The sequence below is a fragment of the Arthrobacter sp. LT660 genome (assembly GCF_056172845.1).
Genome location: NZ_CM149651.1, coordinates 2171719 through 2192847 on the forward strand (window position 1 = coordinate 2171719; position 21129 = coordinate 2192847).

The 21129-nt window shown below is 65.2% G+C and carries 20 protein-coding genes; 7 read left to right on the forward strand and 13 right to left on the reverse strand.

The features are described 5' to 3' along the window. Positions 1–38: 38 nt before the first annotated feature. Positions 39–3407, reverse strand: coding sequence for an NACHT domain-containing protein (locus AC0QSG_RS10020; RefSeq protein ID WP_019482528.1), 3369 nt, complete (start codon positions 3405–3407; stop codon positions 39–41). Between the two features lie 291 nt (positions 3408–3698). Between AC0QSG_RS10020 and AC0QSG_RS10025 the strand changes: the two genes are divergently transcribed. The 4 genes from AC0QSG_RS10025 to AC0QSG_RS10040 all read left to right on the forward strand — a co-directional run bounded on the left by AC0QSG_RS10025 (position 3699) and on the right by AC0QSG_RS10040 (position 5259). Further along, on the forward strand, positions 3699–4040 hold the full coding sequence (locus AC0QSG_RS10025) for a hypothetical protein (RefSeq protein ID WP_019482529.1): 342 nt from the start codon (positions 3699–3701) through the stop codon (positions 4038–4040). Between the two features lie 76 nt (positions 4041–4116). Further along, positions 4117–4278: a hypothetical protein gene (locus AC0QSG_RS10030; RefSeq protein WP_019482530.1), complete on the forward strand. Its 162-nt coding sequence runs from the start codon at positions 4117–4119 to the stop codon at positions 4276–4278. A 5-nt stretch (positions 4279–4283) separates the two neighbouring features. Next, complete coding sequence (locus AC0QSG_RS10035) at positions 4284–4589, forward strand: DNA-processing protein DprA (protein WP_475375268.1); 306 nt, start codon at positions 4284–4286, stop codon at positions 4587–4589. A 22-nt stretch (positions 4590–4611) separates the two neighbouring features. Next, positions 4612–5259, forward strand: coding sequence for a DNA-processing protein DprA (locus AC0QSG_RS10040; RefSeq protein WP_475375269.1), 648 nt, complete (start codon positions 4612–4614; stop codon positions 5257–5259). Here AC0QSG_RS10040 and mobF read toward each other — a convergent pair. Further along, positions 5189–8719 carry a MobF family relaxase gene (gene mobF, locus AC0QSG_RS10045; protein ID WP_035766706.1) on the reverse strand — a complete coding sequence of 1177 codons (3531 nt, stop codon included), beginning with the start codon at positions 8717–8719 and terminating at the stop codon, positions 5189–5191. The genes AC0QSG_RS10040 and mobF overlap by 71 nt on opposite strands. A 600-nt stretch (positions 8720–9319) precedes the next feature. Between mobF and AC0QSG_RS10050 the strand changes: the two genes are divergently transcribed. After that, on the forward strand, positions 9320–9625 hold the full coding sequence (locus AC0QSG_RS10050; protein ID WP_237715265.1) for a response regulator transcription factor: 306 nt from the start codon (positions 9320–9322) through the stop codon (positions 9623–9625). Continuing rightward, a complete protein-coding gene (locus tag AC0QSG_RS10055; protein WP_475375270.1) occupies positions 9535–10077 on the forward strand; it encodes a hypothetical protein in 543 nt (180 codons plus the stop codon). Before AC0QSG_RS10050 ends, AC0QSG_RS10055 begins: the two co-directional genes overlap by 91 nt. A gap of 889 nt (positions 10078–10966) precedes the next feature. On the opposite strand, the gene AC0QSG_RS10060 is transcribed toward AC0QSG_RS10055, so the two are convergent. The 10 genes from AC0QSG_RS10060 to AC0QSG_RS10105 form a co-directional block, all read right to left on the reverse strand. Continuing rightward, complete coding sequence (locus AC0QSG_RS10060; RefSeq protein WP_019482605.1) at positions 10967–11260, reverse strand: glutaredoxin family protein; 294 nt, start codon at positions 11258–11260, stop codon at positions 10967–10969. 44 nt (positions 11261–11304) lie between these two features. Beyond that, entirely contained in the window at positions 11305–12738 is a 1434-nt protein-coding gene (locus AC0QSG_RS10065; RefSeq protein WP_019482606.1) for an NADH-quinone oxidoreductase subunit N, read from the reverse strand. Then, a complete protein-coding gene (locus AC0QSG_RS10070; protein ID WP_019482607.1) occupies positions 12735–14363 on the reverse strand; it encodes a complex I subunit 4 family protein in 1629 nt (542 codons plus the stop codon). Before AC0QSG_RS10070 ends, AC0QSG_RS10065 begins: the two co-directional genes overlap by 4 nt. Positions 14364–14365: 2 nt before the next feature. After that, positions 14366–16225, reverse strand: a complete 1860-nt coding sequence (locus tag AC0QSG_RS10075) for an NADH-quinone oxidoreductase subunit L (RefSeq protein WP_019482608.1) — start codon at positions 16223–16225, stop codon at positions 14366–14368. After that, positions 16222–16515 (reverse strand): NADH-quinone oxidoreductase subunit NuoK, encoded by a 294-nt coding sequence (locus AC0QSG_RS10080; protein WP_475375271.1) that lies wholly within the window; start codon positions 16513–16515, stop codon positions 16222–16224. Before AC0QSG_RS10080 ends, AC0QSG_RS10075 begins: the two co-directional genes overlap by 4 nt. 20 nt (positions 16516–16535) lie before the next feature. Beyond that, positions 16536–17093, reverse strand: a complete 558-nt coding sequence (locus tag AC0QSG_RS10085) for an NADH-quinone oxidoreductase subunit J (protein ID WP_026041046.1) — start codon at positions 17091–17093, stop codon at positions 16536–16538. A 94-nt stretch (positions 17094–17187) separates the two neighbouring features. Beyond that, positions 17188–18147 carry a complex I subunit 1 family protein gene (locus tag AC0QSG_RS10090; RefSeq protein WP_202802717.1) on the reverse strand — a complete coding sequence of 320 codons (960 nt, stop codon included), beginning with the start codon at positions 18145–18147 and terminating at the stop codon, positions 17188–17190. Continuing rightward, positions 18140–19537, reverse strand: coding sequence for a hypothetical protein (locus tag AC0QSG_RS10095; RefSeq protein WP_019482612.1), 1398 nt, complete (start codon positions 19535–19537; stop codon positions 18140–18142). The genes AC0QSG_RS10090 and AC0QSG_RS10095 overlap by 8 nt, the downstream gene beginning before the upstream one ends. Continuing rightward, on the reverse strand, positions 19528–19869 hold the full coding sequence (locus AC0QSG_RS10100) for an NADH-quinone oxidoreductase subunit A (protein WP_019482613.1): 342 nt from the start codon (positions 19867–19869) through the stop codon (positions 19528–19530). Before AC0QSG_RS10100 ends, AC0QSG_RS10095 begins: the two co-directional genes overlap by 10 nt. A gap of 64 nt (positions 19870–19933) precedes the next feature. After that, the gene (locus AC0QSG_RS10105; RefSeq protein WP_019482614.1) at positions 19934–20146 is read right to left on the reverse strand and encodes a YHS domain-containing protein; all 213 of its coding nucleotides are present in this window, start codon (positions 20144–20146) and stop codon (positions 19934–19936) included. A 234-nt stretch (positions 20147–20380) separates the two neighbouring features. Here AC0QSG_RS10105 and AC0QSG_RS10110 point away from each other — a divergent pair, with 234 nt between their 5' ends. Next, positions 20381–20713: a metal-sensitive transcriptional regulator gene (locus tag AC0QSG_RS10110; RefSeq protein ID WP_019482615.1), complete on the forward strand. Its 333-nt coding sequence runs from the start codon at positions 20381–20383 to the stop codon at positions 20711–20713. A gap of 56 nt (positions 20714–20769) precedes the next feature. On the opposite strand, the gene AC0QSG_RS10115 is transcribed toward AC0QSG_RS10110, so the two are convergent. Beyond that, on the reverse strand, positions 20770–21129 hold the full coding sequence (locus tag AC0QSG_RS10115) for an ArsR/SmtB family transcription factor (protein ID WP_019482616.1): 360 nt from the start codon (positions 21127–21129) through the stop codon (positions 20770–20772).

Here is a 21129-nt window from a genome sequence, read left to right on the forward strand (position 1 = left end):
GGCTACTCCGAGTCGCCCACGCCGCGCTACTGTGCTCTTTATCGATAGGCGGGCTTCGCGTCAACTTTGAGCCACTTTCCTTCTCGGGCAACGCTGAGCAGCGGGGCCTGCGTCGCCGTACTATGGCGGGCTGCGGATGCCACACCATATCGCCCCGCCGTCGACGCCCCAGGGGCGCGGAGTTGGTTGAGGGCGGCTAGCTCTGGGTCGTCCGTGGCCGCTGTCACCGGTCGGTTGTTCAGCCAGCCGTAACGGGCAATCTGTTCGGCGGCTCGCAAGACTGCGCTGCGGCGTGGCGGAGGAAGTTGGTCGAGCACGGTCTCCAGCGAGGGCAACAGTTCTGAGACGACTGGACCGGTTGCGGTACACCAAATGGAGAGTGCCCATTCCGCTCTTGCTAGATCGTCGTCGAGCGCATCGAGCTGCTCGCTCCACCATTCGGCTTTGCGGCTGTTACTGCGGGTCTGGGCGAGCAGTTCGGAGGGGTGGCTCGTGCTGCCGAACGGGGTCGTACCGGGCTTCTTGGTGTAGGCGGGCGGGAACGGAGATGCAGCGCCGATGATGGCGATCTCGGACGCAAGCCAGCGTCGTCCGGTATGTTCGTGCAGCGCGGCGGCGGTCTCCGACCAAGGAAATGTGCTGCCCTTCTGCCCGGCTTTGAAGGCTCGCTGCCTAGCGATCTGGGCGTACGGAGATCCGGCCTTTCTGAGCTGGTTGATCGCCTCACTTCGGCGGCGTTTCGTCTTCTCATCGCTGGCGATGAAACCTGTCTTGGAGCTCGTGAGGAAATCTCCTGGAGAGAGGGCGACCGCGACCTGTGCCGGCATGGATCGGGTCGATGTCACACACGGGCACTCGCCATCCAAGACGGCGTCGAGAAGCGCTGCTTCGAGTGCGCCTCCGGGCAGTGGAACGAGGCCAGTGCTCAGGAAGAGTTCCGCGGCGCCATCGGACAGGTCGATGTGCTCGAACGATGCAGTGGCGCCTGCGCCAGCTTCGCATTCGGCACCGATCCTGAGCCACGCGTTCTGCTGAGGGGTGCCGATGGCTCCGGTGAGTTGCTCGTACCACCATGCTGCGAACTGGCTGCGCTGGTTCAACAGCTCTCGCAGGGCGCTTACACGTTGCGTGTTTTCGTTGTCCGTTGGGACATTGCTGATCTGCGTCGTGAGGCGCGTCCAAGTGGGGTCGGCCCCGTCGTCGCCGGGGAGATCCGGCAGGTCAGGCAGGGCGACGATGTCGCGGCGGTCGAACGCGGACAACAGGAACGCGATCCCCCTGTCTGAGCAGAGTGCCGTGAGGACCTTGCGTGCCTCGCGGGGGCGGCGCTGGAAGACTCCATCGGTGAGCAGTGCCCATGCGGCCAGGTAGGATGCGGGTGACGTGCTCTGCGCCAGCTCCTCCTCGATTCCAGCGGTCAGCGGATAGATGCCGTTGCCCTTCGCGTTGCCGCCGTAAAATCTGGCGGTGTTGAGCCAGTACGGTCGACGCAGAAGCTCGCGCAGCACGGTCGTGCTGTCGAAGGCCGTGTTGTCCTCGCCCGCGTTGTGGTAGAGGAACCGGCCCGCGAAGTACTCTCGCAGGGAGAGGACCTCGAATTCGTAGGTCCCCTCGACCTTGCTGGTTAGCGCCCACAGGCGGTCGCTGGCTCCTTCGAACAGCTGGTCGACGATCGACTCACGGTTGCCGTAGGTGCGTTGGAAGTGCCGCATTGCCTCTTTGAGCTCGTCCACGCTCATGCGGCCGTTGATCTGGGATTCCTCAGTGTGCGCGTGGAGGTACCAGCCGAGGAACGGGATGATCTCGATCAGTTCTTCCTTGTGGTCGCGAACCGCCTTGGGGTGCTTGTTCGCTTCGCGGGCCAGGAGAAGCTCGACGTACTTGTCGTAGAGATCGGTGCGCTGGGTGGGAGTGGCCGCTCCCTGCTGGTGGAGGAGGTCCAACAGAATCGTGAGCTGCATCGGGTTACCGGCGAGTTCATTGATGTACGGCTCGCGGCTCTTCTCCCTGAAGCTCTTGCGCAGGGCGCGACCGTCCTTGCCCCTGATCCCCCGGACTGAGCACCATTTGCGCAGGTAGGCGTCACGTTGCTCCACGGTGAGCTGGTTGAGGGTGACGATCTCGAACAGGTTCGGTGACGGCTCGGGGAGTTCACCGGCGCTGGGCCGCGTAGTGACGACGACCCTCGGCGGGTCGGTGTAAGCCTTCCCACGACCGACAAACTTGTCTATCTCTTTGACGACCCTGCCGCGCATGGTGGCGCTGCCTACCTCGTCGAGGCCGTCCAGCACGACCAGGCTTGGGACGCGCTCGAAGATGTCCTGAACCGTCTTCGCTCCAGCGGCGATCCCTCCGCTCTCGTGCGTCATTAGGTCGGCGAGGAAGCACTCGATCGTCGCCTGCTCACCCTTACGGGCCTTGGCCTTACGTTGCTTGCGGTCCTCGGAGTGGTCCCACACGTCGTTGCCGCCGAGCCAGAGCGCGTAATCGCTCAGATCCAGTCTGATAGGGAACCGTGGTTGATCCAGCTCGGGTAGTGAGTCAGGTCGCTCCGCCTCGGGAATGAACGACTTGCGGTGGACCTGACAGAGGTACTGGCTGAGGGTCGACTTGCCCTGTCCTGGCGCGCCCCGGACGAGGGTGAAAGGCGCCGGTGCGCGCAGCAGGTAGGCCGCGGCACCGCCCAAGGTGGTCGGTGCTTGTGCTTGCAGGTGTCTGCTGGCTGCGGTGTGGACGCGGTCAGCGGTGACGTCGACGAAGAGGTCCACCACACTCTCGCGGTCCACATCGGACTGGCTGAACTTGACCCGCTTGTCGTCTTCCCACTGTGCCGCAGCTACCTTGCGGATCAGGTCACGATGCGCCTTGTCCTTACCAATGCCGACGTGCTCTGCAACCAGGTATCGGATGAGATCCCAACCCGCGAGCATATCGGCGTAGGCCCACTTCGTCTCGGTCGGGGCGTTGTCGACCCACGGGTTTAGCGCTTCGCGCCAGATGCAGGTCATCTGCTCGTAGCCGAAGTCTTTCGCGTATGCTTTGAGTTTTTTGTCCAGCTGGTCGAACGTGCCTGATTCCGGCTTGGCCGTGCTGCCCACGTTGGTGACCAGGATGTAGTGGCGGACGCCTTGGCCGGCCAGGCGCCGCAGGCTGGCCTCCTCCTTCCGCACGAACTCATCGAGCCACGTGACTGGGTCCTTCTCTTTCCCGTTGACCGACCACTTGACCTGATAGATCAGCACCTTCGAGGCATCACCCTTGCGCAGGCCATCACGGCCGCCATCAGCCTGGCGGAGAGCCATTGGGATGTAGTCGGGAAACTGATGCGCGAGCACAGCGCTGACGAGCTGCTGGAAGTCGTGGTCACCGAGGCGCTCGTAGAGGTAGCGATGTCGACTCTCGGGCATTGTCTGCTTTCTCTACTCCAGCCCGAACATCTCGCCGGGCGTCGTCGGGAACCCCTCACCTGTTGCATCCATTGAACCCTGTTCGCTGTAAGGATGCACGGAGCCACGCAGGCCGCACGCGCACTCGGTCTCTCGTCGTTCTCTTCCATCCCAGCGGCACCAGCGGTATCTTGGAGTTGGCGGCCTTTACCTGCTTGACCATCGCCGGACGCGGTGGGACGGCCAGACGGCTACGGCCGGAGCGGTCATTCTTGATTCCTTGTCGCCGGAGACGAGGAGAGGACTGCGCTCATGTTCCGCTTGATCTGGACCGCCAGCGTCCACACCCGCTACTTCCTGCGCTGCTATATGCCCACGAACATCCTGCTCGATGCAATTCGCACCCGCCGCGGTCTCAAGTGGAGGCTCCCGGCGATGCTGCTGGTCATCCCCTACCTGTACGTCGCGGGCATCCTGAGAGTGCTGATCGAGGATGGCGGACCGGGTTGGCTGCATCTGCTGGTGCTGCTGTGCGTCTGGAACGCGATGAAGTTCGCGATCATGGGCCCGGTCAGCTTGGTGCTGCTGATCCGCGTCCGGGCCGCGGAGCGGCGGGATCGCCGGGTCGCTCGCCATTCCGTCGTCGCGGCGTAACCGCCCGCACATACCCGCCTCTGACCGGTGCCGTGCTCCTTCTCGACGTCATCCGACCGAGAAGGAGCCCCAGATCATGTCCGCGATCACCGATCTGACCCACGACGAGCGCACGGCGCGCATGCTGCTGTCGATCCTTGCCGAGCCGGATGATTCCGTCACCGGTCGTGTCCTCCCCGCGTCGGTGCGATCGAGACACTACGTCTCATCGACGACGAGGACGCGATCCCAGGGATGAACCGTGTGGACGCCACGATGTGGCGTGACCGCTTGGCGCTACCGCACCGGCCGGAAGATATGGCGAAGCGCATGAACGGCATCGAGAAGAGTGCCTTCACCGTCCTGATACCGGGTGACGAGCACTGGCCGAAGGCCCTCGCCGACCTCGGTGATCGCACCCCGTACGTGCTGTGGGCACGGTGCGCGACGTCGTTTCTCGCACGTCCGATGGAGGACTTCGTGACGATCACCGGCTCGCGAGCGTCGACCTCCTACGGGCAACACATGGCTGGCTCGCTGGCCGCCGATATCGCCGGAACGAGCATGTAGTCGTTGCCGGGGCGCATACGGGATGGAGGGCGCGGCGCACCGTTCTGCGCTGGCTGCGGGCGGGGACAGGATCGCGGTATTGGCCGGTGGCGTCGACCGCCCCTACCCGGCCGGCCACCGAGAACTGCTGGACCGAGTCGCAGACGTCGGTCTGATGGTGAGCGAGATGGCGCCGGGCACAACCCAGACGCGGCGGCGGTTCCTGGCCCGCGGACGACTCATGGCGGCTCTGTCCGAAGCCAGTGTCGTCGTGGAAGCAGGAGTGCGCTCAGGTTCACTCCGTGTCGCGGCCGAAGCGTGCGTACTGGGTCGCGGCGTCGGCGCGGTGCCCGGCCCCGTGACCTCGGTGACTAGTGCGGGCAAGCACATGCTGCTGCGTGATGGGACAGCTCGTGTCGTCACGAAATGCCACGGACGTCGAGCACCTGACCCGTCGCCCATCGGAGCATGGAGTCGAACGTTCGGAGCTGGGTCCGGAATCTTCCCGCCAGCAGAGGCCGAGCCCGACCGGGCATACGCGATCTATGTAGGCCACCACCCACGTTCCCTGGGGCCTTGCACACGAGTCGGTGCGTGGCCCTCTCTGCGCGGGAGCCCGCCTACAAGCCCAGCTCGGGGGTGGTCCGTTGTGCCGGTTGCCGCTCCGGAGCCGGGTTCGGTTGAGTGTTGAGTGCGCTAAGTGCTGCTTCCGCGCGGGCGCGGTCGATCTTCTGAGCGGTCGAATCGGGTGAGGCGCCGAGAGGCATCGGGTCGGTGATGGCGTACCGGTCGCGGTAGGCCGCAATCACCCGTGCACCCCGCCGCCACAGACGTGTCCTGGGTGCGTCGTTCGGCATCGGCCCGAGTGCGCTGGTCCAGGGCTCGTTGTACTGCATGGCCGTGTCGAGGACGGCATCGGCTCGGGCCTCGATGAGGCGGTGGCGCTCATCCAGAGCGTCGCGCATGTCCCTACTCATGGGACCGTCGGCGTGTGGGATGAGGCCGGCGATGAGACGCGAGGACTTGCGGTTGCGCCCGGACCCAGCCGGGCGGGCAGTCGCCCGAGCGAGGCGGTGGTGGATGGCGGAGGCGACGTCGTCGGCGTCCTCGAATCCTCGCGCCCAGACGAGGCGTGGCAGGAGCCGGTCGATGTCGTGGTGGTTGGCCTCGGCGCGACGCAGCTCGGCGGCGAGGGCGCCAAACGCTTCCGAGTCGATGACGGCTCCGGCCTGCTCTTCGTTGAGGCCGCTGGTGCGGACGAGCCCTGCCCACCGGTCGTGCTGCGCGGCCGCGGCGATGGTCTCGTACTCGGCGGCGACCTGGGCGATCGACCCCAAGGTCTCCTGCTCGGCGGTGATGGTCTCGTGGGCGGAGAGCTCAGCGCCGACATGCTGGAGCACCCCGAACAGCACCGAGCGCGCGGTGGCATCGGGGTAGTCGGAGGGGTGTGGGGCGGCGTGATCGTCGGGGCGGTTCAGCACGACGTAGGCCCGGTTCGACTGGCGTCCGCGGGTCATGGCGACATAGAGGTTCTCCCGGGCCGTCGTCGCCTCGATCAGGACGTGGGCGGTGTCGGTGGTGATGCCCTGCGCACGATGCGCCGTGACCGCGTACCCGAGATCAACATGCTCGGCCACATACAAAGCGGGCAGGACGATAGAGCCGCCAAACCGGCGACCGGCCCTGCGGATGGTGATGGAGCCGTCGTCGCGGACACCGGTGATCGTCCAGCGTTCGCCGTTGCGGACCCAGTCCTTGCCGTTGCGGAGGCGGCGGTCGTTGCGTCGGGTGATGATCGTGTCCCCAACGCCCGCCTGGGTGCCGCCGTTCAGCTCGACTTCCCGGCCGGGCTCAAGGACACCGACTAGGATGAGGTCGGCGCGGGCACGGCGGTTGAGCGTGGCTGCGTCCTCGCGGAATTCCGCGATCAGCACCGACACCAGCCCCTTCGCGCAGTCGGCGCGCCACGCCGTGTAGGCGGTTTCACTCATGGCGTCGGCCTCGCCGCCGGCGACGCGGTCGCGGTCAATGTACGTGTCGATGACCTCGGTGCGCCCGTGCCGGAGGGCCAGGGATGCGGTCTTCTCCCACTCGTGGGTGAACCGGTGGACGTCGACCAGCTCCGGCGCGTCGTCACGATCCGCGACCAGGAGACCGAACGTCCCACCGGCTTCGACCGACTGCAACTGCGCATAGTCGCCCACGAGGAGGACTTTCGCACCAGCACCGGCGGCTACCTTTGTAATGCGGTCCAGGGAGAGGGTGCCGGCGAGCGAGGCTTCATCGACGATCACCAGTTGTCCGGCCTGGAAAGTGGCGCCACGGAGTCGATGATTGGTCCACCACTTCGCCGTGTTCTCCGTGGAGATCCCGAGATCGTCAGCGAGCACCTGCGCCGCGACTGCCGAGGGCGCGAGTCCCACGACCGATCGTTTGCCGTGCTCGGTCTCCCATGCTCGGCGCAGGCTGCTCATCGCGGTGGTCTTGCCCGCGCCCGCCGGCCCCACCAGCACATCAACAACACGACCCGAGACCGCGACGGCGGCGAGGGCCGCAGCCTGGTCGTCCCCGAGCAGTCGCCCGTCGCGGTCGGGCTTCGCGGTGACCTCCTCAACGGCGGACAGTGGGACGGTCGGCCCGGTCATGGTGCGGCAGCGCTCCAGGAGTCGGTCTTCGGCGGCGAGGAGTTCCTCGGAGGAGAACACCGTCGAGTGCCTCGGCCGGAACACCGAGGACCCATCGGGACGGCGGAACAGCGCCGGGCTGGTCGCCAGCTCCGGCGGAGTGAGCCGCAGCGACGCGGACTCGGCTGCATCAACGACGAGACCCACGATGGCCTCGCGGTCTTCGGTGCTGGCGAACCGGTACCTCATCGTCTGCCGGGCCGCCTCCGCGGCCAGGTTCCAGCGCCGCCAGGTCGACCGCTTCTCCCCGACCGTCCCGACCACGCTGCGCCCGAACTCAGCGATGACATCGAGCGGGACGTCATCGGCGCGCAGCAACAATGGAGCGTCGTTCGACGTCACGCGACCTGCCCAGGTGGTGGCGTCCTCGCCCAACAAGCCGGTGGCGCGGCGGCGCCAGTCGCCGGTGAGATCCGCAAGTGAGCGGACTTCCTTCTCCGGCCGGGTCACGAGGGTCGCTTGGGCACGGATCTTGAGGATTGTCACGGTCGAGGGCTGGCGGCCGTGGCGCTCGACATACTCCTCGATCAGCCGGTTCTTCTCCACCTCGATGTGGCGGGCTCGGGTGGAGAACTCCGCCACCAACCTCTCCGGCACGCCGGCGATGGCCCAAGCAGGATTGCGGTCGCGCCCCATATCCCGCTGCTCCCAGCCGACACCGAAGGCACGGGTCATATGATCAGCAAACATCGCCTCGTGCAACTCCGACAGGGCTACCGTCGCGGCGTGCATCGGCCGCCCATCCAGCGATCGCCACTTCCCGTCCTGCGCGGTCTGCACCTTGTTCGAGATCACCACATGGGTGTGCAGATGAGGGTCGCCGGCGCGGGAGTCGTAGTGGTCGAACGCGGTCGCGATCACCCCGGTCACGTCTACCTGCGCGACCGCACCGTCCGGGCCGGTTGCACCCACCCTGGTTGCGGCAACCTCCCGCTCGATGAACGCAACCATCTCCGCCACCGCCGCATGATGCGCCTCCGCAATCAGCGCCTGCGTGCCCGCATCGGCAACGGCCCATAGGACGCTGGCTGACTTCGGGATCGAGAAGGTGTAGTCGAACCCAGCAACAGCCCTGCGCGTGCCCCGCGTAGCCTCCTCGGCCTCGATCGCAGCGACAGCATCGGCGCGTTCGCCAAGGCTCAGGGCCGGGTCGAGAGCCTCCACGCGGTCCGCGACGCGCTCGGAGACAAACCGATATTCTGGGTATGCGCGACCCAGAGGCTCGCCGGTGACCGGATCGCGGCCCATCCCCACGAGGAGCTGTAGCTGAGGCTCGGAGACCTCATCGCCTTCATGGAGTTGCCCGGCATCCAAGGCTGGTAGCCCGCGGCCAAGCCAGCGGCCCGGTGGGTTCCCTGCTTCGGCGTAGTACCGCGTCAAAGAGGTCGACAGCGACCTGTCACCGTCGGCCGCGGCGACCGTACGCAGCAGGTACTTGTATCCGTCGCCCGCCGACATCACGCGCATCGAAACCGTCACTGTCGCCTCCTCGACGGTCAGGTGAGCGACCAATGACCGCCTCGCACCGAAGGCGGTGGACGGCGATCCGCCGGCGACGTGTCAACACTGGTTGACAAGGCTCTGACCTCGTCTGCAAGACGCGTGGTGGTTCAGAGTAGAGGCGAGGACGAGGACTTCGTTGAGCCGGCTCGGGAGGTCTACAGGGGCGATCGCGGGACGTGTGGCGAGCACCTGGCAGGTGACCAGCCCGGTCAAGAGTCTCCGAGAGGACGACGGCCGGGGATCACCGATCTGCCGGAGTCCTCATGCGCCAGTCGAACGACGAGACCCAAGGCCGTCGTCTACGGATCGGGTCGCTGTTCTCCGGGTACGGCGGGCTCGACCTGATTATTTACTCAAAGACATCGCTCCAGGTGATCTGCGTCAGGCCATCCGGATTGTCGCCTCAGGGGAGACTCGCTCCTCTCCCCTGCCATTACCCGAAAAGTCCTGGATTCACTGGCTGGCAGCCATAGATCAACAGTCAGCGACGAACCCCTGAGGTACCTGACCGAACGCGAGCGCGAAGTACTCACCGAAATCGGGCGGGGACTCTCCAACGATGAAATCGGGGCGAAGCTATACATCAGTCCAGCTACCTCCCGCACCTACGTCAGTAGACTCCTGGCGAAACTGCAGGCCAGGGACCGCGCGCAGCTGGTCGTTCTGGCTTACGAGACCGGACTGATTCAGCCGGGGACTCCATCGGCGCCGGGCAGGTCGACGGAACAGCCCGGTTCGGAGGCCTCCCGGCTTTCGACGATCAGGCGTAGTAGGGGGCGGTGGCGCGGGCGCTGCGCATTGCGCGCGCCCAACATGCGAGTTGGCCCAGCAGCTTTGTGGCGGCCTTGTCGCTGCGTTCCGGGTCCATGAACCCGGCCGGAATCATCGAAGCTATCCCAGAAGTTTGTGAAACTGACCGTGTTTCGAATGGTGGTGGCGTGGGAGTCCTACATGCCTATTCGAAACAAAGCGGCCAGACCGTCAAAATCCGTTCCTTGCTACACAAGATTGCCAACTCACCAAGGGCAGCGAGTGACCGGTCAGTTATCCCCCAGCGCCATGCCCGTCTAACGTCAGCGCAGTCGGATGAGATGACGGCCAGCTACAACGCCGGCGTGACGGTCAAGGAACTGGGCGAGAAGTATGGCATCCACCGTGGAAGCATTAGTAAGCACCTCCGGCGCCGAGGCACGCCCATTCGAAAGGTAGGTCTTGACGCGAAGCAGATTGAGGAAGCCGCTCGGATCTACGCCGAGGGCAAGTCGGTGGAGACGATCGGGCGTGGCATGGTTTCAGCGCGAACACTATTCGCAAGCGGTTGATCGAGAACGGCGTAGTGATGCTCACCAGCTATGATCACTTGCTGCGCTGACCCTGAATATCGCAATGATTCGTGTTGGCACTGGCGCCTCAAGCTTTTGTCCGGCGGGACCCCGCTCGGTGGCATCCCTTTCGACGTTCTTCCCATGCTCCCTGGCGACGCGGCCTCGAGCAAAGTCGACGACATCGACGTTCGCATCAAAAAGCCGCGCATGGGTGAGACCGCGGGCTCGGCGAATGTCTGCCACAATCGTTCATCACGGGCGCTCGCGGACGCCGCGTCCTTTTTCAACGGCCAACGGAAACGGGATAGGTTTGGCGGACCTGCCACTCTCGTGTTCGGGGTGCCTGACGGTTCAGAAATAATGGACCACTAGCGGAGCGGGCGCCAGTTCCATTCTCGCCCAACCCATCACGCCAACCAAGCCCGAGCAGTTCGCCGATTCCCGAATATATCCACAGTTTGTGTGGGATTCTTCTTGGCTATTGGCGTCTAAATCGTTGCGGTGAGGATCGGCTACCGGACACCCGGTGTTCGGTAGAGACACGTTCGAATGAGGCTCTGCGTTATAGTTCCACTAGGCACCTACCGAAACCAATCGGAGGCGCAACCAACACCCGTAGCTGCGTCTGCAGGCTTCCGCAGCTTTCAGAAATCCATCCTTTTGCCTGCCCCGGTGCTTGACCTCCCGCAGATTAGGAGGCGTACATCGAATCCAGAGTTCGACCTCCCCCGTGGCAGATCACGCCATCAAGGGGCGGATCTCTTGATTCTGAACTGGTGCCGAACCTTGCGAATCCCGACTCGTCGATTCGATTTCTTCACCGGGGGCATAGCAACGTGCCGGTTCCGCAACGGCCCTGCAGTCAAGGCTTGTTACAGATCAATCATCACTGGCGCCAATCGGCAGCTTGGCTATTGAGGTATTCAGAAAGCTGTTCGTCGGTCGGTTCTACGATGAAGGCGCCGTCCGGCCACACCAGTGTGGGGATGCGGCGTTTGCCCCCTTGGAGCCGACGGACCAGCGCCTCCGCAGGCTTATCGTGGTCCAGGTTGACATAGACGTAACGCTCGCCTTGCGCATCGAGCAGTTTCCGGCTGCGGCGCACGTCCGGGCACCAGTCGGCACCGTAGACGGTGAGTGTTTCCGCCTGCTGTTGGGGATTGCCTGTGTTCTGTGCCATGGGGCCTCCTGATTGTGTGGGTCAATAACAGTGTTGGAGCAAACTTAGACAACCAACGCGAGCCAGACGCCCGCACCGGCCCCAAGGAGAACTGAGACAACGGCTGCCGCATGGACAGTGGAAGCCGGACCCCACTGTACCTGAGCCGGACCAGCAGCTGGCGGATCTTCGGAACCCGCAAAAACCACCCGGGTGGCGGGCGCAATCCAGCGCAGGTAATAGAACAGGCTCGCAACAGTGTTGACCGCACCCAGCACCACAAGCCACACCATGCCTCCGTCCGCTGTGGCGGTGAAGATGGCCAGTTTGCCAACAAAGACCGCAGTGGGAGGGGTGCCCACCAGGCCCAAGAGCAGCACCGCGAGGCTGAGTACCAGCCACGGACGCCCGCGAACACCCTCAGCCCACTCCTTCAAAGAACCAGCCGCGGGCAGCGCGGCGGCGGCCGCGAATGCTCCGAGGTTGGTCACGGCGTATCCGGCCAGGTAGACCGCCAAAGCAGGGACGGCATACTCGCTCGGACCGGCGACGGCTACCACCATGAACATGTAGCCCACCTGGCTGACCGTGGAGTAGGCAAGCAGCCGAAGCACTTCGGTCTGTTGGAAGGCGGCCAGGTTGCCGAGGGTCATGCTGGCGGCGGCGATGACCGCAACAAGCAAAGGCACGTCGAGCTGGATTTGGGCGAACGGTTCGGCGACCAGCCGGAAGGCCGCGGCAACGGCCCCGAGTTTCGGAATGGTGGTAATGAAGGCGGCCATCGCAGGAGTAGTCCCGGCGGTCACATCGGGTACCCAAAAGTGCACCGGCACTGCCCCGGCCTTGAACGCCATACCTGCCAGCACCCCGATGACACCGACAGCGACCAACGGCATCGCCGCCTCCGGCAGCGCCCCGGCGAGTTCGAGGTAGTTGCCGGTGCCCGCGGCGAGGATCAGGGCGGCTACGCCCACGAGCATGAGGACCCCCACGAGTGCTCCCATCAGGTAATACTTCAGGGTGGCCTCCACTCCCCTGGCGTCCTTGGCGAATCCCGCCAGGGCGTAGAGCGGAACGCTGGCGAGCAGGTAAGCGGCTGCGAGCATCAGCAGGTCATTACTGGCAGCAAGAGCAATGGCGCCGAGCGCTGCGAGCACCATCAGGACATAAGCCTCGGTCTCGCGGGGATGGCCCGCCAGCGACGTGGAACTGAGCAACACGGCCGCGGCCGTAGCCAGGGCAACAGTGATGCGGACCACGCCGGTGGTGGTGTCGATCATCCAACTGTCTTCAAACACGCCCTTGTCCGGCTCGGTGAGATCGACGACGGCGGCAGCCGCACTGGCGAGGGCCGCCACAATTACCAACATACGGACTCTGCCTTGCTTGTCCTGCGGCGTCCACAGGCCCAGCAGCAGGCCGCCCACAGCCCCAAGGAGCAGCAGGAGTTCCGGCAGCAGGTCCAGCGGATTGGCGGACATGCCCTCCATGCCCGTCATCGGCCCACCAGTGAGGCAAGCGCGGCAGCGGCGGGTTCAATGATGTCCAGCAGTGCACGCGGGAACAACCCGATCGCCACGGAGAGGATCAGCAGCGGAAGGATTGATGTCAGCTCGCGCCCATGTAGGTCCTTGAATACGGCAGGCGCGCGGGCGCCGTCGTTCCTGGTCGTTGTCTTGACGCCGCGCGTCCCGCCGCCCCGTGCCGCGCTACCGCCGCCCCCGTGGGATCGTGCGGACGCAAGGCCGGTGGCTTCGGGCACTTTCGTGTCCCCGGTCAGCAGCCGCTGCAGCGCCACCAGGAACAGGCCTGCGGTGACAACAATCCCGGTGACCGCAATGACGGTGGCGATCGGCGCGGCCTGCAGCGCGCCGGTGAAGATCTGGAACTCGGCAATGAATGCAGACAGGCCGGGCAGTCCCAGCGACCCGAAAGCGGCCACCCCAAAAGCCGCGGCGAAGATGGGTGCGGGCCAGGCGAGTCCGCCCCACCGGTTGAAGGCGTAGGTGCCGCCGCGGTTGAAGAGGACCCCGGTGAGCAGGAACAGTGCGCCGGTGAGCAGTCCGTGGCTGACCATTTGCACCATGGCGCCGGTGACAGCGATGGTGCGGGCCTGGTCATCGGCCTGGCTGACCAGGCCCGCGGCGCCGAGACCCAGCATGATGTAGCCCATGTGGTTCACGGAGGTGTAGGCGATCATCCGTTTCAGATCGGTCTGGGCCAGGGCGGTGAAGGCGCCCCAGAGGACGCTGACCACGCCGGCGATAACGATCACCATGGCCCAGCGCTGCCAGGCGTCGGGCAAGATGGGCATGGCGATGCGGACAAAGCCGTACGTGCCCAGTTTCAGCAGCACACCGGCGAGGATCGCGGAGCCAGCGGCTGGCGCGTCCGTGTGGGCGTCCGGCAGCCAGGTATGGAAGGGGAACAGTGGGGTCTTGACGGCCAGTCCCACGCAGATGGCGAGCAGGACCAGGCCGGCGGCCACCGGGGAGTCGGTCAGGGGCGGGTCCGCGGCGAGGGCCACCATGTCAAAGGTGCGGGTTTCGCTGCCGAGAAAGAGGCCGATAAATCCGACCAGCAGCGCCAAGGAGCCTACAAAGGTGTAGATAAAAAATTTCAGCGCGCTGCGGCGCCGGTTCCCGTGGCCCCACCCGGCAATGACGAAGTACATGCCCACGATGGTCAGATCGAAGAACACAAAGAAGAGGATCAGATCCAGCGAAGCGAAAGTCCCGATCGACGCGGTTTGCAGAAACAGAAACAGCGCCGCGTACGTCCGGGGCCGCTGCTTCTCCCGCAGCGACCAGATAGCGGCGGCCAGGAACAGCACACCGGTCATGGCGATCAACGGCAACGACAGCCCGTCAACACCCACATGGTAGGAAGCATCCACGGTGGGGATCCAGCGGATCTTCTCCTGATACGCGATGCCGTCCACAATCCCGGCTGCGCCGGCCGTTCTTTGCGAGGCGAAACCGATCCACATCCCAACGATCAACGCGAGGTCAAGCGCGGCAACGGCCACCCAGAACCACGACGCCGCACGGTCCGGCAGTCCGGGCACCGCCAACAGCACCCCCGCGGCCACCACGGGAAGCAGAATAACAATAGAGAGCAGCATGGTTACCTCACGACGATCAGTAGGAGAAACAGCGCACCGAGGCCCACGACGGCCTGGAAGTAGTACTGGTGCACCAGCCCGGTCTGCGGGCGGCGCATCGCGGAACCGGCGCGGCGGGTCAGGGACCCAATACCGCGCACGGCGCCATCCACCATGTGGTGATCGGCACGGCCAATGAGCACCGCTCCGCGCCGGACGGCTGATGCGACAGCAAGGACGCCGCGGTCCAGCACCCGGTCATCAATGGTTGCCGCCGCGCGGGCGACGGCGAGCCAGGGCCGCGGCGAGAGCAGGGCGGGCAGTCCCAACCAGGTGGCCAGGGGCGTGCGCTCCAGGCGGATCAGCTGTGACCGCAGCGCAACGGTGGCCCCGAGCACGACGACGGCGAGTGCCCCCGAGACCACAAAGTCAGCGAGTCCGGGCGACGCTTCCCCTTCAGCCCCGAGCAGTTCTTTGAAGGGCTTCGCAACCGGCTCGAGGGCAAGGGCGCCAAGGACGACGGCGGTGACAGCCAGCAGGCCCGCCACCACTGATGTGGCCCGGGGTACCTTCCGGCTGCCCGGTTCTTCCGTATCCGGCCGGGCGCCGGCTTCCTTTACGAACCCCAGGATCACGACGAGGATCTTCCCGGCGTAGACCGCCGAGAGGGCAGCAGCGGCCAGCGCGACAATCCGCAGGACGCCGCCGTCAACCCCTGCAAGCACTTCATCCTTCGTGGCCCAGAGGGACAGGGGCGGCACCCCGGCCAGCGCCACAGCAGCGACGACGGCGGAGGCCCCGATGCCCGGGTGCCTGCGTGCGGCGCCGCGAAGCCCGGCGAGCTGTTTGGTGCCCAGTGCGCTCAGCCACGCCCCGGCCGCGATGAACAGGCCCGCCTTCACTCCGGCGTGCGACACCAGCTGAGCCGTGCCTCCCGCCGTCGTGCCGACGCCCGCGGCGAGAACCACAAACCCAATCTGCGCTCCGGTGCTCGCAGCAAGCAGCTGCTTGAGGTCTTTCTGCGCCGCCGCAATTGCGCCCAGGACCAGCGCGGTGGCAGCCCCGATCCAGGCCGCGGTGGGTGCCGCCCAGCCGGTCGATTCCAGCAGCGGCTGCGTACGTAATAGCAGGTACCCGCCGGCGGCGACCATCGTTGCTGAGTGCAGCAGGGCGCTCACCGGACTCGGGCCTTCCATCGCGGCGGAGAGCCAGGCGGAGAAGGGAAGCTGCGCGGACTTACCCAGTGCGGCGAGGAGTATTCCGGCGGCGGCGACGTCCCGCCAGGCGCCGTCCGCGGAGGCCAGGTCATCCAGCACCAGTGTCCCGGTCCCGGCGAACGCGGCACCCGCGGCGACGTACAGGCCAACGTCCCCGGCACGGGTGGTGACAAAGGCTTTGGTCCCGGCGGCCATTTTGCCCGGCACCTGCCACCAGTATCCGATCAGGGCGTAGGAGGTGGCGCCCATCAACTCCCACGCCACCAACAACGCCGGCACGGTGGTGGCCGTGACCGTGACAAGCATCGCGGCAGTAAAGAGGAGCAGATATCCGAGGAATCGCGCCCTCGGAACGTCGGGCGCCAGGTCGACGACGGCGAAGACAGTGACCGCGGCGGCCACCACCGCAACCGTGATGACCAGGACGGCGGAGAGCCCGTCCACCCCAACGGCGAAGTCGCCGCCTTCCACGAGGCCGATAAACGGCAGCGACAGCACCGGCCGGGTCGCCGCACCGATTGCCGCGAGGGCCACGACGGCCAGGGTTGCACCTACGGCTAAGGGTCCGGCCGCCCTGTCGGCGCGCCGGCCGGCGAGGAGCAACAGGATTCCCAGCGCCGCGGGAGTAAACACGAGGGCGGCGAGTATCGCCTGAGGGGCAGTCATCCGCTCAGCTCCGTGGCGTCGTCGACCATGTCCACCTGACGTGCACGGTAGATCGCCAGCGTCGCACCGAACCCCATCGCCATTTCCACCGCCATCACCACCAGGGCAACCACCACCAGCATCTGCGCATCGGGCAATTCCGGGGTCAGGAAGTACCAGGCCGCACCGCCTGCTAGCATCACCCCGTTGACAATCAGCTCCAGGCCCATCATCACCATCACGATCGACTGCTGGGAGAGCGCCCCGAAGAGGCCCACGCCGATCAGCGCCGCCGCGACGGTCAGGATCAATTGAAGCGTCACAGTATCCGTCATCGAAACCCACCGCCCACCGGGTCACTCGGTTTGGTGGCCCGTAGATCGGGTCCGAAGCGGTCATAACGTCCGCGGTGCGTGGCCAGGACCGTGCCGGAAATGATGGTCGCGAAAAGCCCTACGCCGATCACCAGCATCACCAGCATGTGGCTGCCCATGATCGCCTCACCCAGCTGCCGCGTGCTGTCAGCGGGCAGGCTCCCAACACGGGCCGGCCAGTCAATGGTCCAGATCCCCAGGACCAGAACAACAAAAACGACGACGCCGGCCACGGCGGATGCGCGGGCGTTGTGGACCATGGTCATCGGCATCAAACCCGCCGGGTTCATCATGAACATGATCATGAACACGGCCATGATGGCCATCTCGATCGTCATCATCAGCGCGGTAACCACCGCAAGGTACGTCAGCTCCATCGCCAGCAGGACTCCTGCCACGGCCAAGAACGAGACCAGCAACGCGAAGGTGGCCTTCGCCATGGAGTCCACCACGAACACCGCGACGCCGGCCGCCACGGAAACGAGTCCAAGTACGATCACAGCCACAATCGCCATTCCAGTCAGCATCACCGAAACACCGTCCCTTCCCTGTTGATCCTGGTGCTGCCTGTCCCTGCGCGGTCCAACCGCGCGCCGTTTACCCGGGCGCTCATGGGTAGAACCCCGAGAGCACCAACAGGCCAACCCACAGTGTCTGCAGCAGTGTTGCGGGTATCAACACCATCCAGGAGAACTCCACAAACCGGTCCGGACGCAGCACCGGGATCCGCCGCCCGATAGCTGCCATCGCCAGGATCACCAGCAGGGTCTTGAGCAGATACCAGACCGGTTCCGGCAGCCACGGCCCGGCACCGCCGCCGAGGAACAGCGCAACGGACATTGCCGCCGCCGCACCCAGAACAACTGCCCGTCCCGCCTGGACGAGTAACCTGTCCACCCCGGAGAGCTCCGACATCACGCCGGCGGCGATGTCCGCGCCGGCCGGTGACGCGAAAGGGCCCCAGAAGGCGAACGCCGCTGCGCTGGCCAGGAACACGACAAAAGCCACCGGCATGGTGACCACAAACCACAGGTTTTCCTGTGTTGCGACAATGTCAGTGGTGCGCAGCGAGCCGGCTCCCAGTCCGGCGGTGATCAGCGCGAACATCAGCGGCAGTTCATAGGCCAGCCCCTGCGCCAGGAACCGATAGGCGCCAACCAGCGAGTGGACAGCGTTGGGGCCCCATCCCACCAGCCACACGGCCGCCCACAGCAGCGCCTCCATGGCGTTAAACCACACCAGATCCGCGCTGGTGGACAACAGTGTGCGCCCGCCGATGGGCACCACCGCCAGGGACAACACAGCCAAAACCGGGACGGCGATGACACCTGATCGCCACAGCAGCCGGTCGGGGGCAAGCGTTGTCCGCCGCTGCTGCGCCAGCCACCGCGCCGTCGAGCGGAACGGCTCCACCGCGCTGCGCATCCGGCCGCCGCTGAGGACAACACTGTCAGCAACCGCGAAAACCGTCCCCAGGATCAACGCCGCCACGCCGACGGCCAGCACGGCAGGCAACAGCCCCCACGCCGCGGCCAGGGTCATGCCGGTTCCGCCCATCGGATCAGTCATGTCCGGCCCCGCCATGTCCCGACCCGTCATGTCCGGACCTGTCATTTCCAGGTCCATCCGGAAGCAACACCGGCGCCGGATCAAACACGAAACTGGCGACGATCAATCGCGCTGCCGCGAGCTCAGCGCCCTCAAGAAGAGTCTCAATGTGCTCGGGAGCAACCCGCGGCAACGACGACGTATCCCCCGCCGCAACCGCGGCCAGCGCGCGGACCCTGTCCAGGACATCGCCGGTCATTCGGTCGTTAACGGCGCCGCGCGCCGCCGTGACTCGCGGACTGTGAGCCGATCCGGCGTCGTCGTCACCTATCCCGCTGACTGACCAGGCCAGGAACCGGGAGCGGGCCACCCTGCGCGCCACCGCAGCGGCGGTCCTGCGGCCGTGCTCCCTTTCCCCGGCAGTGCCAGTGTCCGTTGACAGAGCCCAGCGGGCGTCCCGCGCCCGGCGTGCGAGCAACGGCCAACCGGCCACCAGAAGAAACCCTGCCAGCGCATCCAATGCGACGGCCGCCGCATCCGACTCAGAATGCTGAACCGCCGAATCCGGGACTGGACCGTCCAACCAGGACAACGACACACCGGTCAGCACATCACCCTGCATCGAACCCTTCAGCACCAGTCCGGTCGGCCAGCCCGGCAGCACCGGACCCAGGGTCACCTTCAACTCATCCAGCTCCAAACCATCCCGGTCCGGAGCCGTCCCCGCCATCGCCAACCCCGCAACATCGCCGCCATGATGCATATGACCGCCCATGTCATGCCCGGAGTGAGCACTGTGATCCATCGTATGAGCACTGTGGTCCATTCCACGACCGTCGGGATCCATTCCGGGATCCGCGTCCGACTCCATGGCGTGGCCGTCGTGGCCGCCCATGTCATCACCGCTGCGACTGTCCATCATGTGATCACTGTGCTCACCCACGTTGTGGCCACCCATATCGTGCGGGCTTATCCCGTCGGCGTCCGGGTCACTAGAATCCATCTCATGGGCCGGATCCTGATGCCCGGAATCCGAGCCGCCCGTAGCGTCCTGCGCCGAGGAAAGTTGGGTTGCTGGATCAGAAGGGTTCGCTTCGTAAGCGGACGGTGTGGTGAGGGCTGCGACAGCGGCGTCGAACTGCCAGGCGATATCGCTTTGGTCGATGACCTGCCGGTGTCGTGGCTGGGGCATTTGGGTCCACAGAACGTCTGTCGCCTGCGACAGGCCCGGCGGCAGCGTTCCGATGGTCAGCATCAAACCCGCATCCGCCGGGGATAACGCCACCTGCCATCCGCGGCGGTCGATTTCAGCTTCGACCAGCCACCGCAACCGGTCGTTGCCGGGCGCGTCGATGATGAATACACCTGGACGGGCCAGTGCCCATGTCCGCAGTCGGTTCATCATGACCATCGCAGCGCGCCCTCCCGCCATACATAGACCACACCAACAAAGAGGACGGCCAGGAACGCGAACATTTCGATGACGGCCGAAGCGCCCATGTCCGCGACCACCACAGCCCAGGGATACATGAAGATCATTTCCATATCGAAGGCCAGAAACAGCAGGGTGACGGCATACCAACGAACGTGGTACCGGGAGAATGCGTGCTGCTCCGGCAGGGAACCGGACTCATAGGGCAGCGCCTCGACGGGCTTACGTGCGATCCTGAAAGCCATCGCTGCGCCGAACACGCCCAGGATGACGGCCAAGACCACGGCAAGCAGTGAAACAACGGCAAACACGTAACGCTCCTTCCAGCGGTCAGGATGGTCAGTAGATTGTTTTGCGAACTGTTTCCCGGATTGGTTAGGCGGTTGCGTACCTGTCCGGGTCGGCGTCGAACATCGGCGCGCAGTCATCGCAGCAGAGGTAATAGCGCTTACCCTTGTAATCGCGCACCAGCCCCTCCTCCTCGGCGTCGGCTTTGAGCACCGTCGAACCCTTCATAACCGGGCAGTAAGCGATCTCGTCTTCGTTGCGCTTCTCATCGCCGCTTGGGGCGTGATGATGATGTCCCATCAATTTCTCCTAATACCAGTAGGGGGTATGCGTGACGTTTATCGACGATACGGCATGGGGGTATGCAATTGCAAGGATCTAAAGGGCAAGTGACTGCGGGCCCTGCCTTGCGCTGGCCAACGTGGATACCTTTCCTGTTCATAATTTGGTACCATAGGGGGGTACCCTGTATGGTACGACCGCTTCAGCACCCGGCAGCAACTCCCACTAACACTGCGAGCAGAGGATTCAATCATGGCTACAACGACGACGGCGACTGTCGCCCAAATGGACGAGCACAGTGGAGCGCACGGCTACATCTCCAACAAAGAGGACTACCAGCGGCGGCTGAAGCGTATCGAAGGCCAGGCCCGCGGACTGCAGGGGATGGTTCAGGATGAGAAGTACTGCATCGATATTCTGACGCAGGTTTCGGCCATGACCCGGGCACTGGAATCAGTAGCCCTCGGGTTGCTCAATGACCACATGAGTCACTGCGTACTCGAAGCGGCGGCTACCGGCGGCGACGAGGCGAAGGCCAAGCTGAAGGAAGCCTCCGACGCCATCGCGCGCCTCGTCAGGTCCTGACACCGAATCACTACGCGTTGTTGAAGCGCAGTTTCCCGGGCACGCAGTCTTCGGTCTTATCCGTGCGACGGTTCGCCGGTGACGCGATGGTCAGCGTGGTTCAGCCCCTCGGCCACTAGGCGGGACAGGTGGCCGTCGATGATGCTGTAGACCACGTTCCGCCCGATTTTCTGCGTGCTGACCAGGCCGCTGAATCGCAGTTTCGCCAGATGCTGACTGACAGAGGTGCGGGTACTGCCGGTGGCCTCCACCAGGGATGTGACATCCGCAGGGCCCAGCGTCAATAGCCACAGGATGTGCAGCCGGGTCGGATCGGAGAGCATCCGGAACGTGGCCGCGCCCGCTTCCAGGCGAAGCTCATCCGGGGCATCCGGGTGGTGGAGGCTCGGCGCCGGGGTCTGCGGAACTTCGGTCAC

Excerpts from the sequence above, each read along its gene's own strand:
- AC0QSG_RS10020 (WP_019482528.1), bottom strand. The coding sequence starts at position 3,407 with ATGCCCGAGAGTCGACATCGCTACCTCTACGAGCGCCTCGGTGACCAC.
- AC0QSG_RS10025 (WP_019482529.1), top strand. The coding sequence starts at position 3,699 with ATGTTCCGCTTGATCTGGACCGCCAGCGTCCACACCCGCTACTTCCTG.
- AC0QSG_RS10030 (WP_019482530.1), top strand. The coding sequence starts at position 4,117 with ATGTCCGCGATCACCGATCTGACCCACGACGAGCGCACGGCGCGCATG.
- AC0QSG_RS10040 (WP_475375269.1), top strand. The coding sequence starts at position 4,612 with ATGGAGGGCGCGGCGCACCGTTCTGCGCTGGCTGCGGGCGGGGACAGG.
- mobF (WP_035766706.1), bottom strand. The coding sequence starts at position 8,719 with ATGCGCGTGATGTCGGCGGGCGACGGATACAAGTACCTGCTGCGTACG.
- AC0QSG_RS10060 (WP_019482605.1), bottom strand. The coding sequence starts at position 11,260 with ATGGCACAGAACACAGGCAATCCCCAACAGCAGGCGGAAACACTCACC.
- AC0QSG_RS10065 (WP_019482606.1), bottom strand. The coding sequence starts at position 12,738 with ATGACGGGCATGGAGGGCATGTCCGCCAATCCGCTGGACCTGCTGCCG.
- AC0QSG_RS10070 (WP_019482607.1), bottom strand. The coding sequence starts at position 14,363 with ATGCTGCTCTCTATTGTTATTCTGCTTCCCGTGGTGGCCGCGGGGGTG.
- AC0QSG_RS10075 (WP_019482608.1), bottom strand. The coding sequence starts at position 16,225 with ATGACTGCCCCTCAGGCGATACTCGCCGCCCTCGTGTTTACTCCCGCG.
- AC0QSG_RS10085 (WP_026041046.1), bottom strand. The coding sequence starts at position 17,093 with ATGGCGATTGTGGCTGTGATCGTACTTGGACTCGTTTCCGTGGCGGCC.
- AC0QSG_RS10090 (WP_202802717.1), bottom strand. The coding sequence starts at position 18,147 with ATGACTGATCCGATGGGCGGAACCGGCATGACCCTGGCCGCGGCGTGG.
- AC0QSG_RS10095 (WP_019482612.1), bottom strand. The coding sequence starts at position 19,537 with ATGGTCATGATGAACCGACTGCGGACATGGGCACTGGCCCGTCCAGGT.
- AC0QSG_RS10105 (WP_019482614.1), bottom strand. The coding sequence starts at position 20,146 with ATGGGACATCATCATCACGCCCCAAGCGGCGATGAGAAGCGCAACGAA.
- AC0QSG_RS10110 (WP_019482615.1), top strand. The coding sequence starts at position 20,381 with ATGGCTACAACGACGACGGCGACTGTCGCCCAAATGGACGAGCACAGT.